General features: G+C 50.2%; 13 protein-coding genes. All 13 read left to right on the top strand.

Annotated features, from left to right (window positions below; translation table 11 throughout):
* Nucleotides 1-49: 49 nt before the first annotated feature.
* The 13 genes from AC06MN_RS12445 (at nt 50) to AC06MN_RS12385 (ending at nt 15,044) form a co-directional block, all read left to right on the top strand.
* Nucleotides 50-424 carry a LytTR family transcriptional regulator DNA-binding domain-containing protein gene (locus AC06MN_RS12445; protein ID WP_475672711.1) on the top strand — a complete coding sequence of 125 codons (375 nt, stop codon included), beginning with the start codon at nt 50-52 and terminating at the stop codon, nt 422-424.
* The gene (locus AC06MN_RS12440; protein ID WP_475672710.1) at nt 421-1,164 is read left to right on the top strand and encodes a caspase family protein; all 744 of its coding nucleotides are present in this window, start codon (nt 421-423) and stop codon (nt 1,162-1,164) included. The genes AC06MN_RS12445 and AC06MN_RS12440 overlap by 4 nt, the downstream gene beginning before the upstream one ends.
* Before the next feature lie 160 nt (nt 1,165-1,324).
* Nucleotides 1,325-2,587 (top strand): DUF1330 domain-containing protein, encoded by a 1,263-nt coding sequence (locus AC06MN_RS12435; RefSeq protein ID WP_475672709.1) that lies wholly within the window; start codon nt 1,325-1,327, stop codon nt 2,585-2,587.
* A 20-nt stretch (nt 2,588-2,607) separates the two neighbouring features.
* A complete protein-coding gene (locus tag AC06MN_RS12430; protein WP_475672708.1) occupies nt 2,608-3,108 on the top strand; it encodes an FHA domain-containing protein in 501 nt (166 codons plus the stop codon).
* Nucleotides 3,109-4,284, top strand: coding sequence for a PP2C family protein-serine/threonine phosphatase (locus AC06MN_RS12425; protein WP_475672707.1), 1,176 nt, complete (start codon nt 3,109-3,111; stop codon nt 4,282-4,284).
* Nucleotides 4,277-6,007 carry an SUMF1/EgtB/PvdO family nonheme iron enzyme gene (locus tag AC06MN_RS12420; protein ID WP_475672706.1) on the top strand — a complete coding sequence of 577 codons (1,731 nt, stop codon included), beginning with the start codon at nt 4,277-4,279 and terminating at the stop codon, nt 6,005-6,007. Before AC06MN_RS12425 ends, AC06MN_RS12420 begins: the two co-directional genes overlap by 8 nt.
* 498 nt (nt 6,008-6,505) lie before the next feature.
* Entirely contained in the window at nt 6,506-8,080 is a 1,575-nt protein-coding gene (locus AC06MN_RS12415; protein WP_475672705.1) for an AAA family ATPase, read from the top strand.
* A 99-nt stretch (nt 8,081-8,179) separates the two neighbouring features.
* Nucleotides 8,180-10,258 carry an SUMF1/EgtB/PvdO family nonheme iron enzyme gene (locus AC06MN_RS12410; protein WP_475672704.1) on the top strand — a complete coding sequence of 693 codons (2,079 nt, stop codon included), beginning with the start codon at nt 8,180-8,182 and terminating at the stop codon, nt 10,256-10,258.
* A gap of 410 nt (nt 10,259-10,668) precedes the next feature.
* Complete coding sequence (locus AC06MN_RS12405; RefSeq protein WP_475672703.1) at nt 10,669-11,889, top strand: hypothetical protein; 1,221 nt, start codon at nt 10,669-10,671, stop codon at nt 11,887-11,889.
* Nucleotides 11,890-11,981: 92 nt separating this feature from the next.
* On the top strand, nt 11,982-12,581 hold the full coding sequence (locus AC06MN_RS12400) for an FHA domain-containing protein (protein ID WP_475672702.1): 600 nt from the start codon (nt 11,982-11,984) through the stop codon (nt 12,579-12,581).
* Between the two features lie 11 nt (nt 12,582-12,592).
* Nucleotides 12,593-14,134 (top strand): PP2C family protein-serine/threonine phosphatase, encoded by a 1,542-nt coding sequence (locus AC06MN_RS12395; RefSeq protein WP_475672701.1) that lies wholly within the window; start codon nt 12,593-12,595, stop codon nt 14,132-14,134.
* 40 nt (nt 14,135-14,174) lie between these two features.
* Nucleotides 14,175-14,885, top strand: a complete 711-nt coding sequence (locus tag AC06MN_RS12390) for an FHA domain-containing protein (protein ID WP_475672700.1) — start codon at nt 14,175-14,177, stop codon at nt 14,883-14,885.
* A 9-nt stretch (nt 14,886-14,894) separates the two neighbouring features.
* Entirely contained in the window at nt 14,895-15,044 is a 150-nt protein-coding gene (locus AC06MN_RS12385; protein ID WP_475672699.1) for a hypothetical protein, read from the top strand.
* The last annotated feature ends 56 nt before the right edge of the window (nt 15,045-15,100 follow it).

The raw sequence follows: 15,100 nt of genomic DNA, 5'->3' as shown, positions 1-15,100 counted from the left end.
TGTGCGACTGCAAAACTTTTTTACATATATTTGCACCAAAATACACATTATGGCATCATTACTATACTTTAACACGACAAACGAATTCGTCAAGGTCGATTTGACGAAAGTCGTTTACATGGAGGCCGATGGCAATTATTGCCACGTCTTTTTCAGCAATTCCTACGAGGTGCTGGTTACCATCAGCCTTTTGCAGATGCAAGGCTTGATAGCCAAGACTTTGGGTGCCGACAACAAGGCTCAATATATTCGCGTAGGCCGTAAATACATTATTAATACTTCTTACTTAGTTGGGGTCAATGTGGCAAGGAAACAGGTCGTTATGACCGACTTCAGCCACAAGCCGATGACGCTTGAAGTGCCCAAGGAGGCGGCGCGCGAACTGAAACAGCTTTTAGTGAACAATTTATCCCTTAAGAAATGAAAAAAATAGTGTTATCGTTGTTGCTGCTGGCCATTCTGCCTTTGCAGCTTTGTGCTAAGACTGATATTTATGTCGTTGCCGTGGGCGTGAACCGTTATCAGGGTTTGCCCGATGCCACCTTGCGCTATTGCAAGCAGGATGCCTTGGAGTTTTCCGGCGTGATGCGCCGCTACACCACGCACATCACCACCTTGTGCGACGAACAGGCCACGCGGCGCAATGTCTACAATGCCATCCGCAACCAGTTTGCCCAAGCTGATGCCGACGATATGGTCGTCTTCTTTTACTCGGGGCATGGCAGCCAGTCGGGTTTTTGCTGCTACGATATTGATAATACGGGGACGGGATTATCCTTTAAGGATATGCAGACCTTGTTCAAAGGTTGCAAGGCAAGAAACAAAGTCGTTTATGCCGACTCGTGCTACAGCGGCAAGCTGCGTACGAAAAAGACCAGGACAACGGGCGCTAATGTCGGCAAAAACAATCCCGTTATGTTTTTCCTCTCGTCACGCTCCAACGAGACCTCTCAGGAATTTCCCAAGGGGGAAAACGGCCTGTTTACCTATTTTTTAGTAAAAGGCTTGTGCGGATCAGCCGATGCCAATGGCGACAAGGTCGTTACGGCAAAAGAGATTTACAATTATGTTCATTATCAAGTGATACGTGAAAGCTACGACCGGCAGCATCCTGTCATGTGGGGCAAGTTCAACAATGACATGATTGTGGCCGACTGGCGGTAAAAGCCTTTCCTCATCCTGCTGTGTGGTTTCGTCATTTCTGAGAGGGGTTTCGTCAATTGCTGTTAGTAAATGCTTTGCAGGCAATATTTTATCCCTATTTTTGCCTCGTCAAATCAATTAAAACTAACAAACAGTAATTAACATTTTAAACATTTACATTATGGAAAACAACGTAAAAAATCAATTCGATGACGATCAGACAATCATGGATCCTGAAATGGCAAGAGTGCCTGAACCGGAAACAAAGGAAAACAACGACAATGTGAAAGACGGTGAAATCACGGAAGAGAAGAAGTCTTCACGTTCATCAAATGTCATTTATGGCGTAGCTGGCGGTGTCGTCGGTGCAGCGGCGGGTTTAGCCGGCTCACAAGTTTTTGGCGGCACGGAAGAAGAACCGGAAATTCCTGCCGACACTGAAACCCCACATTCGCATGCAAGCGAACTCGCTCCTGATGCTACGGCTGGCACTTTCATGGGTAACGACATCCATATTGCACATGTCGACGACGACATGTCGTTTAACCAGGCTTTTGCTGCAGCCCGCGAACAGGTAGGCCCTGGTGGCGTGTTCGAATGGCGCGGTGGCGTTTATGGCACTTATTACGGCAACGAATGGAATGCCATGAGCGACGAACAGCACGACCAATGGTACCATTCGGTGGAGTATCAGGCTGTCCGTGAAGAAGCTGCCGGATATGATGGTGAAGCGAACGACAGCCATGACGTGGCAGACAACGATATCGTCGCCGACGGAGAAAACCATCATGGAGAAACACTCCATAATGCTTCAGAACAAGACATCGTCTCTGTTGATGTCCATGTTACGGCTGATGACATTCAGGGCGGCTACGAAGTCGTTGCCATCGAGGAAGTGGATGTCGATGGTGTCACTGTTGATGTGGCTGAAGTGAATGTCGACGGTGAACAGGTGTTCCTCGTCGATGTCGATGATGACGCTATTGTCGACCTGGCCATTCATGATGAAAATCACGATGGCAGTTTCACGGAAAATGAAGCCATCGACATATCAGACGCCAATGTGGCCATGCCTGTTAACGGTCATGTTGAGGTTGTTGATGATTCGAGTGTGCAACTGGAAGACCTTGGCGTTGAGGTTATCAGTGTGGATACCAACGTCAGCATAGCTGATCAAACAGTCAATGTGGCAACGATACAGGTTGAAGGCGAAACCGGATTTGTGATCGACATTAACCAGACAAACACGGCCGACATCATACTCCCCGATATGAATGAAAACATGAGGTTGGATGAAGAGGATGTTGTGGTTGCAGCAGAAAACGATCTCCTTATCGACGTTTCTGATGCAGGAATCGAGATGCCTGTAGATGACTGCATGGCAAACGATCCTCTGGCGATGAACGATTATATGAACGATGCCAACGTCGATGATTTCGCATAATGTAGGAAAGGGGAACGGTTATGGTTCAGAAGATTATCAAGTGTCCGAAATGCGGACAGTCAATCCGTGTGAATATTCCTGACAATGCTGTCGGTACGGCTTCCGTCAACTGCCCAAATCCGCAATGTGGTGCCCTGCTGAAGTTCAAGCTGAGCCCCAACCCAGCAGCGGATGTAGCTATGCCATCCTTATACGTGGACGGGAAAGAATTCCCGCTGAAGCTTGGCCGCAATGTGGTAGGCCGACAACCTCAATCCGACTACACAAACATCGTCATCACGCCTTCTGATGCCTATATGAGCCGACAACATGCCAGCATTGTCGTGAAAAAGGAAGGCAATGAAATGAAATGTATTCTTGAAACGCTTAAAACCATTAATCCGTTGCTGCTGAACGGCAAGCGTGTGGAAGAGGGTGTTGCCGTAGCTCTCAAGCTGGGCGATGTCATGACGATGGGACATACCAAAGTGCTGCTTCAGAAGGCGAATTATTCTGCTGTAGCGACGCAATTGGGGCAATGAATGGAATCGCAAATCATGGATATTAAAATCAGAAAGCCTATCGGTTTTTCCGAGATTGGCAAAAAGGAAAACCAGGAAGACGCCGTGTGGCCTCGCTTTGAGGCCACCGGCGAAAACCAAAAAGTCATTATTTTGTGCGACGGCATGGGCGGCCATGCCCATGGCGAAGTGGCAAGCCAGACCATGGCGCAAGCGCTAGGCCAGGCCTTGACGGAGAAGACCGCCGAAAACGAGGCTGTTACTGACGACATCTTCCAGGCAGCCTTGTCTGCCGGTTACGATGCCCTTGATGCCGCCGACACTGACGACGGTGAAAGGAAAATGGGCACCACGCTCACCTGCGTGTGTTTCGGCCCTGCGGGTTGTCTCGCCGCTCATATCGGCGACAGCCGCATCTATCAGATTAGGCCGGGGAAAGGCATTGTCTATCAGTCGTCGGATCATTCATGGGTCAATATGATGGTGAAACTGGGGGAGATGACTCCTCAGGAAGCGGCTCACCATCCGCGACGCAACGTCATCCTCCGGGCCTGCCAGCCTCATGCCGAGAAGCGTGCCCAGGCTGAAATCCACCATTTGGAAAACATAAAGGGCGGCGACTATTTCTTCCTCTGTTGCGATGGTATCCTCGAGCAGCTTTCGGACGTACGCCTTTTCGAGATTCTCTCGATGGATGTCGACGACGAAAAGAAACTGGCCTTGATAAAAGAAGAATGTTATGGCAAGACGCGCGATAACTTCACTTGCTATCTCATTCCCGTTGATGAAGTGACCGGTGCTGAACAAGCCACCGACGAGGGCTTGGTCCCTCCTCAGCCGGACAAAGGTGTCGAATTTGACGTTGTCCTCGATACGCCTAATGACAATCTGCCTGTCGTGGAATTGAAGCCTGAGCAAATCAACAAGCCGGCAAAAACACACAAGCCAAACCGGGCGAAGGAAACGCCCTCGCTTTTCAGACTGCCCCTCACCAAGGAACAGCTTCTCCTGATGGTGCTGTCTGTTTTTTTGTTTTTGGCTGTTTTCGGAATCATGCTCCGAGGTTGCAAACCGGCAAAGAGGCATGCCAGGAGACCTAAAGTGGCTTTTGTGGCTGACAACACGAGACTTGCCTATGATAGGACGATTTTCGATTGCAGCAAGTTATCTTTAAAATCCAACTACAGAAATGAATAAAGAGATACCATTATTACCCGTCGGGACGGTGCTTCACGGCAGCTACCGCATTGAGCGTTTCATACACTCGGGCGGCTTCGGCTGCGTGTATGAGGTGCGCCACGTCCTTCTGGGCACGCGCCTTTCCGTCAAGGAGTTTTTCGTGAAGGAGTTCTGCAACCGCGAGGAAGGCACGGGGCGCGTCACCATAGGCACCGAGAGCCAGGCAAAGATGTTGGCGCACCTCAGGAAGAAGTTCGTCGAGGAGGCATGCGCCATCAACGGCATGAGCCATCCGAACATCGTCCGTGTGACGGATGTGTTTGAAGAGAACGGCACGGCCTACTACGTGATGGACTATATCGACGGCGAGTCGCTGGGCGACATGGTGGAGCGCAAGGGCAGGCTGTCCGAAGCGCAGGCCGTGGGCTACATCACGCAGGTGGCTGATGCGCTGGGTTATGTGCACAGCCTGAACCGCCTGCACTTAGACATCAAGCCGGGCAACATCATGATAGGCAAAGATGGCCGCGCCATACTGATAGACTTCGGCGTGTCGAAGCAATACGACGAGGTGTCGGGAGAGAACACCTCCACCTTGGCGGGGAAGACGCCGGGTTTTGCGCCCATCGAGCAGATGGGCAACAGCGTGAAGAAGTTCACGCCTGCCACCGACATCTACGCCTTGGGAGCCACGTTGTACAAGCTGCTTACCGGCGAGAGACCGCCCAGTTCGGCCGACCGCGCCAACGACGACGAACTGCGGCCCCTGCCTGACAGCTGCTCGTTCCCAACCCGCCAGGCTGTGGCGAAGGCTATGGAACTGCGCCAGAAGGACAGACCGCAAAGCATTGCGGACTTCCTTTCGCTGTTGGGTAAGGCCGAAAGCCCTATAACGAAAAAGCCAGCGGAAGAAGTCGTTATCCTGACTGACAATACGGACGAAACGGTTATCGATTCCCAAGTAAAGGAAGCCTCAGACGGCAGCCTGACCTTCACGGTGAACGGCGTCAGCTTCACCATGGTGAAGGTCGAAGGCGGCACTTTCTGGATGGGGGCACATTGCGAGGAAAAACGCATTGGCCTTTTCAAAAAGGTTCCCAACATCGACATTCCGAATTATGACAACGAAGCCTTCAGTGATGAAAGTCCGGTTCATAAGGTTACTTTGAGCAGTTACCACATAGGTAAGTTCGAGGTGACGCAGGCGCTTTGGCAGGCGGTGATGGGCAGCAACCCGAGTTATTACAAAGACAATAACCTGCCTGTTGAGCGAGTGAGTTGGAATGACTGCCAGACCTTTATCAATAAGTTGAACCAGTTGCTTGCTGGGCAGCTTGGCGGCAAGCGCTTCGCCTTGCCAACGGAAGCGCAGTGGGAGTATGCGGCGCGAGGCGGCAAGCAGAGCCGCGGCTACAAGTACAGCGGCAGCAACACCTTGGACAACGTGGCTTGGTACACAAGAACGACAAACGATAGCGGTACAAAACCCGTGGGCACCAAGCAGGCCAACGAGCTTGGTCTTTACGACATGAGCGGCAACGTGTGGGAATGGTGCAGCGACTGGAAGGACAGCTACAGCAGCAGCGGACAGACCGACCCTACAGGACCAACATCAGGCTCTTACCGCGTGAGCCGTGGCGGCGGCTGGGACGGCTACGCGAGGTGCTGCCGTGTGTCGGACCGCTACAACTTCAACCCCGACGACACGTTCATCTACCTTGGCCTGCGCCTGGCTCTGTAATTCTTGTTAAGCGTAAGAAGCAGAGACAGGGGCAGACGGAAAGCTTCGGGTGTCGAAACGGAGCGCCCAGCAAGTGGCGCGAAGGAAAAGACAGCCGAAGCTTTCCGGAAAAAAGCCGCACCGCATGCGTCCGCAAAACCGAACCCCCGCAAGCGCATTGGGCAAATGGCCGGTGTGCTTTGGGCGTTTATAATGGGTTTACGAAAGATTTATGTCCTGTATGATGCTGCCTGTCGGGGAACTGTCACGCCCGCGCCCTGAAAGGGCAGCCCATTCCGGGCTAAAGGCTGAATGAGCCTCGGCGAATGGCACCTTTAGCGACATGAAAGATGAATCGAGCGGTTGTGAGATTCAAAGGCGGATAGAGAAAGGTTTTTTAGGTTTTGAATGTTTTGGCTATAAAAAGATCAAATTGTGTATTGTTGCCAAATTTTTTGAATGAAAAAAGGCAATATGTCGAAACAGATTGTTATTTTTGCCAGATAAACCGTTTTCATCATGGGCATCTACCTGAATCCGAACAATGTGCTGCTACAGCAGGCCAGAAAGTCTGAAATATTCGTCGACAAATCGATGATGATTGCCGAACTGAACAAACTTGTCGATACCGAAAACAAATACATCTGTGTGTCGCGTCCGCGCCGCTTCGGCAAGAGCATGGCGGGCAACATGATTGCCGCCTACTACTCGAAGGGCTGCGATTCGCGCGAGCTTTTCAAGGACCTGAAGATAGCGCAAGACAAGAGCTATGAGGAATACCTCAACAAGCTGAACGTGATAAAGATTGATCTGAATGCCGAGTACATGATGGTGAAAGACAAGCCGAATCTGATTGAAATCATATCGGAGAAAGTGAAGGCTGAATTGTCAGTAGCGTTCGGAATTCAGTTTTCAGAAGCGGAATCGCTTCCTGAATCGCTGATAAAAGTGTATGCAGTCACGGGCGAAACCTTCGTTGTCATCATCGACGAATACGATGTTCTTGTCCGTGAAAAGGTGCCGCAAGCCTTGTTCGACGACTATCTGCGCTTCCTCAACGCCATGTTCAAGAACTCGACGTTAAGCCCTGCCATTTCATTGGCCTACCTCACCGGCATCCTGCCCATCGTGCGCGACAAGATACAGTCGAAACTCAACCTGTTCATGGAATATTCAATGACCGACGCGTCGCAGCTTGCCGAATATGTGGGTTTTACCGCCGAAGAGACGAAAAGCCTTTGCGAGCAGTACGGCATGGACTACGAGGAATGTAAGCGCTGGTACGACGGCTACGACCTGAACGGTGTGCATGAAATCTTCAGCCCACGATCGGTGGTGAGTGCCATGACGAAACGCTCTTTTGGCAGCTACTGGACGCAGACCGGCTCCTACGAGGCTTTGAAGCTCTACATCCTGATGAACTTCGACGGCATGAAGGACGATGTCATAAAGATGATGGGCGGTGGAAAAGTGCCCGTCGAGGTGGACTCCTACCTGAACACGATGACCGACTTCCACGGCAAGGACGACGTGTTCACCTACCTGATACACCTCGGCTATCTGGCCTACGACAGGGAAACGCAACTCTGCTACATTCCCAACGAGGAAATCCGCAAGCAATGGGTCATCTCCGTCCAATATGAACAGGACTATGCGCCAATCATCAAATTGGTGAACGATTCGAAACAATTGCTTGAAGCCACGATAAACAAGGACGAAGCAGCCGTCGCCGCCGCCTTGACTGAGGCGCATACGCGCGTCACCAACCCGTTGACCTACAACAACGAAGCCTCGTTCCAGAGCGCGATAGGCCTGGCCTTTTTCTACGCCAACCTGAAATACACCGTCATCAAGGAACTGCCTACGGGCAAAGGCTACGCCGACCTGGCGCTGATACCCTACGTCCCGAACATCCCCGCCATGATCATCGAGCTGAAAAACAACAAGTCGGCTGAATCGGCGATAAACCAGATCAAGGAAAAGAAATACGACGACCTATTAGAACACTATCGTGGCGATTTGCTCTTCGTGGGCATCAACTACGACGCCGACACGAAGGAACACCAATGCAAGATTGAGGAAATGGAGCTGTAGCAGCGCAGACCGGCGCGGCAGCAAGCATTCTTTACGAAACAAATCTATAACAAATGCTCTTTATTATTTTTGCACCATAAATTGAAAGCACAATAAAACATGCAAGGCAAATCAATTAACGGCTACACACTTCAAAAGCTGCTCGGCGAAGGCGGCATGGCGGAGGTGTGGTATGCCGAAAACAAGATACACAAGAAAGCCGCAGTGAAGTTCCTGAAGAAGAAATTCTGCGACGACGAGAATGTGGTGACGCGTTTCCGCAACGAGGCGGAAGTGATGGTTGGACTCAATCATCCGAACATCCGACAGGTGTATGACTATGACGAACTCGACGGCCGCCCCGCCATCATTATGGAATACCTTGAGGGCGACGACCTGAAGGCCCGCATGAAACGCGGCGAGCGCTTCAGCGAGCAGCAGATTGAGAAGTGGTGGAACCAGATGGCCGATGCGCTGAACTACACCCACAAGAAGGGTGTGGTGCACCGCGACATCAAGCCAAGCAATATCTTCATCGACACCGAAGGCAACGTGCGCCTGATGGACTTCGGCATCGCCAAGGTGAAGGAAGCGGCATCGGGCACCAAGACGGGGTCAACCTTGGGTACACTGATGTACATGAGCCCTGAACAAGTAAAGGATCCAAAGCGTGTTGACTATCGCTCCGACATATATTCCCTTGCCGTGACCTTCGTCCACTTACTGACAGGCAAGGTGCCTTACGACACTACCAACAGCAGCGACTTTGAGATACAGCTCTCCATCGTTCAGAATCCGCTTGACCTGAGTGCATTGCCAAGGGCATGGCGCAGTTTTCTGGAACCCTATCTGGCGAAGGACCGCGAACAGCGGCCCGCCTTGGCGCATTTCGGCGGACAGGCCGCGGCTTGCGTCGATACGGACGAAACCGAAATTGACGGCCCGCAGCCGAAACCCCAGCCCAAACCATCGCCAAGGCCGGCACCACAGCCGAAGCCTTCGGGCGGGAACCCCAAGCGCACTTGGCTTTGGGTGGCTTTGGCCGCCTTAGCCGTAGTAGGCATCGTCATAGGCGTGAGTTCGAAATCGGGAAAGGAGGGGGAAACACAGCAAGATGAGGTAATAACGCTGGAAGTTTCGGAAGACTCTATGCCAATGGCACCCGACAGTGTATCATTGTCCATCCAAGAGCAAGAAATTCCTGTAGAAGCAGAAACAGCAACCAGTGCCGCAGTGACGCTCACCAGCAACGTGGCCGAAGCACAGCTTACCATCGACGGCCAGGACTATGGGGCTTTTGGCAAGACAAAGAAACAAGTCATGGAACTTGACTATGGCACGCATCAAGTGGAAGCCACCGCTGAAGGCTACGACGACTACAGCAAGAAGATTAACGTGAGCGAAAGCCGCACTGCATTTAAGGTGGAGATGAAGATCAAAGCCGCTCCTGTGCAAGAGACGAAGAATGCAAATTCCTCTTTTTCCAGCACACCGCTTACCTTCACCGCCAAGGGCGTAACCTTCAGGATGCTTCCCGTTGAGGGCGGCACCTTCACCATGGGCGCGACCGCCGAGCAGGGCAGAGCCGATAGTGAAGAGAAGCCCGCGCACAGCGTGACGCTGAGCAGCTACTACATGGGCGAGACCGAGGTGACGCAGGCCCTTTGGCAGGCGGTGATGGGCAGCAACCCGAGCTACTACACGGGCAACAGCCAGCGCCCTGTGGAGATGGTAAGCTGGGACGACTGCCAGACCTTCATCACCAAGCTGAACCAGCAATGCGCCTGGCAGCTGAACGGCAGGCAGTTCCGCCTGCCCACCGAGGCGGAGTGGGAATACGCCGCCCGCGGCGGCAAGCAGAGCCGCGGCTACAAGTACAGCGGCAGCAAGACCTTGGACAACGTGGCATGGTACACAAGCACGACAAACGATAGCGGAACGAAGCCTGTGGGCACTAAACAGTCTAACGAACTTGGCTTCTACGACATGAGCGGCAACGTGTGGGAATGGTGCAGCGACTGGTACGGCGACTACGGCAGCAGCGCACAGACCGACCCTACAGGCCCTGCAACAGGCTCTAACCGCGTGATCCGTGGCGGCAGCTGGTACTGCAACGCGAGGTACTGCCGTGTGTCGCACCGCGTCAGCCGCAACCCCGACAGCACGGGCAACCGCCTTGGCCTGCGCCTGGCTCTGTAATTCTTGTTAAGCGTAAGAAGCAGAGACAGGGACAGACGGAAAGCTTCGGGTGTCGAAACGGAGCGCCCAGCAAGTGGCGCGAAGGAGAAGGCAGCCGAAGTGCGGGCTGGCCAATGGCCTAATAAATACCGCCTTTGGCAGCGGTAGATTCCCGCCCTGCGGTCGGGAACGGAGTGCCTTGGGATAAATTATGGGATCGGCGGCGGCCTGTCATCGCGTTTAGTGTGAACCTTACGCGCCGCCGCATTTTCAATGTGTCGTGTTCTCCATTCCCTCGAGAGGGAATCTTAAATTGTCAACTTGACTAATAAGGCGAACATTACGGGTAAAAAAGCTGCTTTTTTTTGTGGTTTGAAAAATTAATTATATTTGCAGTTGATTAATACAACAAAACAATAAAAAATACTATTATGTCAGAAGATACATTGTACGACAAGAAGAAGGATGAAACGGTTGACGATGAAGATGCTACCGTTTGTGATCAGAATGAGAAAGTGAATGAGGAAACAACAACGGAAGAGCGTGTTGCTTCCGAAAATGAACAGAATGCCAGTGCAGACAAGAAACGCGCAAGGGCGAAGACCGCCGGAATAGCCAGTGCTGCTGCCGTGGCGGGCGTGGCTGCAGGCCTGTTTACGCCTATTCAGGTCTTCCCTGATAATCCTGATGATCCTGTCGATCCTGAAAATACTGATAATCATGAAAATCCCGTCGTCGAACAACACCTCGAAGGACACGACATGCCGATAGCCACGTCGGTCAACGATGATATGTCGTTCAACGAGGCCTTTGCTGCTGCAAGGGCGGAAGTGGGGGGCGGAGGCATCTTTACTTGGCATGGACATACCTACGGCACTTATTATGGCAGCGAATGGAACAGCATGACGCCCGAGGAACAAAACCAATACTGGGCTGATGTTCATCACACGACAAACACGATCAATGAGAATCATCAACCGGAACCAGAACCGGAACCTTCACCAGAACCAGAACCGACACCAGAACCGGAACCAACACCGGAGGTGCGAACCGAATTCTCAGAAGATGATTATATCGATACTTTAGATTTGGATGGGGATGGCCAGGCCGACATTGCCATTGTTGATGCTAATGGCAACGCAATGCCAGATATGCTTGTCGATATGGATTCGAATGGCCAAATGGATACGTTGGTCGTCGATCCAGTAATTGATGATGAAGGCAATCTTACTGATGCTTCCGACATCATTAGCCTTGAGCATGGAGACGAACCGGTGCCTGTTGAACCTGATCCATTGACTATCACTTCAGACGAAGTCGTCATGATTCTTGATACGAATGATGATGATATGCCTGACCTGGTTGTCGCCGATTTGAATGGTAACGACCAACCTGACTTGATTCTGGATACCGATACCGACGGAAAATTTGATGTGGTGGTCATGGATAGTCAGATGGACGACGAAGGCAATGTCATTATTGATGAAAGCAGTGTTATGAAAATCAACGGACTTGATGTCGTTGAAACTCCGATAGACCCAAGTCTGGCGGGAACTGAAGGCATTATCGCTTGCAACGATATCGACACAACAGCTGATTTGTCTTTTGACCCTAACATTATGGATAATGACATGGGTGTGGGTGATTTATAATAATGAATAATGCTCTGAAAATAGGTTGCAACGATGTTTCAGATTGTTGCTTTATGGAATAATGAATAGTTATTTATATTTATATTTGAATTATGAAAGTTAGTACGAATTGTTCGAATCCTCAATGCGGGAAACAGATTCCTTTTGACATCACCAAAGAGTTGGTTGGGAAATCCATCAAGGTAACATGCCCGTTTTGTCATCAGCAGAAGGTGTTGGTCGTTCCTCAGTCGCTTGCATCGAAGTTTAATTCGGTGCCAACGCCTGAGCCTGAAACAAAAACCGATGGCGATCACACTATCATTGGCCAACAAGTTGCGGAAGCCTCGTTGTTCCTGGAAACTTTGGCAAGTACATTGACCCCCGCCCAGTTGTTCACCATTTCGTCAGGATACAATACCGTGGGTCGGAAAAACGAAAGCGGTCCGGAACATCGTCCTGATGTTGAAGTTAAGACCGAGGATAAGAAGATGAGCCGCATACATGCTGCCATTACAAAGAAATCGAACGGCGGATTCACCCTCAAGAATCTGCCCAGTGGCAAGAATGGGTTGCGCTTGAATGGCAAGGATTTGGAAAACGGAAAAGAAGTGTATCTGAAAAGTGGTGATTCGTTCCGTTTGGGCGAAACCATGTTCCGTGTCACCATCAAATCGAGCCGCGCAGTGGATAAGGATGAAACAGACTTTTAAAAAAAAAGTATATGATTATTAAAGAATTCACTCAGATTGGCAAACGCCAGAACAATGAAGACAGCTATGGCTACAACAACAACCTGGCAACCGTTTGCGATGGCATGGGAGGTCATGTTTGTGGCGAAATGGCCAGTGGCTTCATTGTAAAAGAATTGCTGAAGTATTTCGATAATCCGGTAGAAGACCTGAACAAGGAACGGATACAAAACGAATTGGACAAGGCTCAGCAAGGTCTCAACAAGATTCTGGATGAGAAACCCGAACTGGAGAAAATGGGCACCACTTTTACAGGCCTTTTTTTCTCGAAGGACTTTTGGTATGCCGCTCATATCGGCGACAGCCGCATCTATTTGTTCCGTCCTTCGGAACATAAGCTGTGGCATACATGGGACCAGTCGTTGGTTGGCGAGCTTATGCGCCATCACGAGATTACCCGTGAAGCAGGACGCCATCATCCCATGTCGAACCGTATCTCCAATGCCATCATGGCCAATGCAAAAGGCAAGGTGGCAACGGCATCTATTGTGAAAATCAACCAGTTGCAAGAAGGCGACATTTTCCTGCTTTGTTCCGATGGCGTGGTTGAGGCTTGGGGCGATCATGAACTTGTTCCCATGATGCTCGATGCTTCGATACCTTTTGAAGAGAAATGCCAAAGGCTGGCAAAACAGTGCAACAAACTTTCAAAAGACAACAACACGGCGCTGGTTATTCAGGTTGAAGCAAAGGATGCTTTCAACAATGGTGACGATAGTGAACTGACTTGGATTACCGAAAGCGAAATCATGGATGACTATCAGGAATACCTGAAGACGCTCTCCATTGATGAAATTGATGATGCTCCTGCCTCTGAAACGGAATCTGTTCCTGCAGCTGTAGTTAAAGGGGATGTAAAAGCAGAATCAGGGCGAAATCTTGTTCAGAGTTCATCTTCTGCTCCTTTGCACTTCGGACATTCTGATCAAGGTGACAAGCCAAAAAAGAAGAAACTCACTAGCAAGGACATGCTTATCATTCTTTTTGCCTTGATTATTTTAGCCTTGTGCTTGCTGTTTGTCATTGAAAATAAGTCTCATGATGAAAATGCTGGGAAAACAGAGGAAAAAACTGAAGTCCCGGTGACAGAAACAGATGATGGGAAAACCAATCGAGCGGATATGAAGAAGGCAGAAAGGGAAGCAAGGAGAGCTGAACGTGAGGCTGAGAAGAAGGCAAGGGAAAAAGCCGAAGCCGATGCAAAAGCCGCTGAAGAAGCGGAGAGACGGACTCAGGAAGCCGAGGCTGAAGTCGAGCGAATCAGCAGTGAAGCTGAGGCCATCAACACTGTCAATAATGATAAAAAGAAAGAAGGCAAGCTGAACAACATTAGCGAGATGCTTAATGGAACTGTCAATGAACCTGTCCAACAACCTGAAACTACTAGCCAGCAGGCCACAACGCCAGACGAGCAGCCGGCAGGCAATTCGCAGACCAACCAGACAACTGCTACTGAACCTGTTCAACAGCCAGAGACTACCGGCCAACAACAGCCGGGGTCTCAAAATGATTGAAAATTTGACTCTTGTATGATTGTAGCAACACTTTAGTTTTATGATTGAAATTAAAATTGGAAGGGAAGAAACGGGACCAAATGACATCAAGGTCCCCGATAATTTTAAAAAAGTAAGCCGCCATCATGGCAAATTGGATTACGACAACGGCATGCTCACTTATATTGATAATGATTCGTCAAATGGGTCTTTTGTCAATGGCGAGCAGGTGGCATCGACACGGATTAAGAAAGGCGATGATGTCCGTTTAGGCGGCCTGTCCTATGGCGACTGCTATGTCTTGGATGTCAATGATGTATTTGAAAAAATAAAGGAAATCGAAAACGCCAACAGAACTGATTTCTCGGTGGAATTTGCCAATATGAAAAAGGCTTATATCGCATATCAGGATGAGGTGGTCAAACTAAGGCAGGAGATAAATAAGAAGACGCAGTTGCCAAGGCTGATAGCCACTCTTGTTCCTGCCGCCGTTGGTCTAATCCTGATGCCTTTTGTCGGTGGCGAAGCGCGAATTGTTGTCATCAGTATCGGTTCTGTCGTTTCAGCTCTTATGGGTATCTTCACCTTGGGCAAGAACAACGACATCACTGAAGAATTGACTGACATTCAGCTCAAGTATCAGCCACGCTACAAGTGTCCGAAATGCGGAAAGAACATACCTATGACAATACATTGGAAAAAGCTGGAGGCTGACGGATGCTGCCCGTTTGGTTGTGGCGCCAGGTTTGTGAAAGATAATGGCAAAAAATAACGATTTGGTATGCAAGGAAAGACAATCAATGGCTACACGCTTCAACGCCTTCTGGGCAAGGGAGGCATGGCTGAAGTGTGGTATGCCGAGAACACAATAAGAAAGAAGGCAGCCGTGAAAATCGTATCGCCTATGTTTTTGGCAATATTATACATTTAGGCATAGAATGAAAGATTATAGTTGAAAACGCTGAAAGGCTGATTTGAATCGAGCAG

This window comes from Candidatus Limimorpha sp. (assembly GCF_056203535.1).
This window is presented reverse-complemented; position numbering and strand designations above follow the sequence as displayed.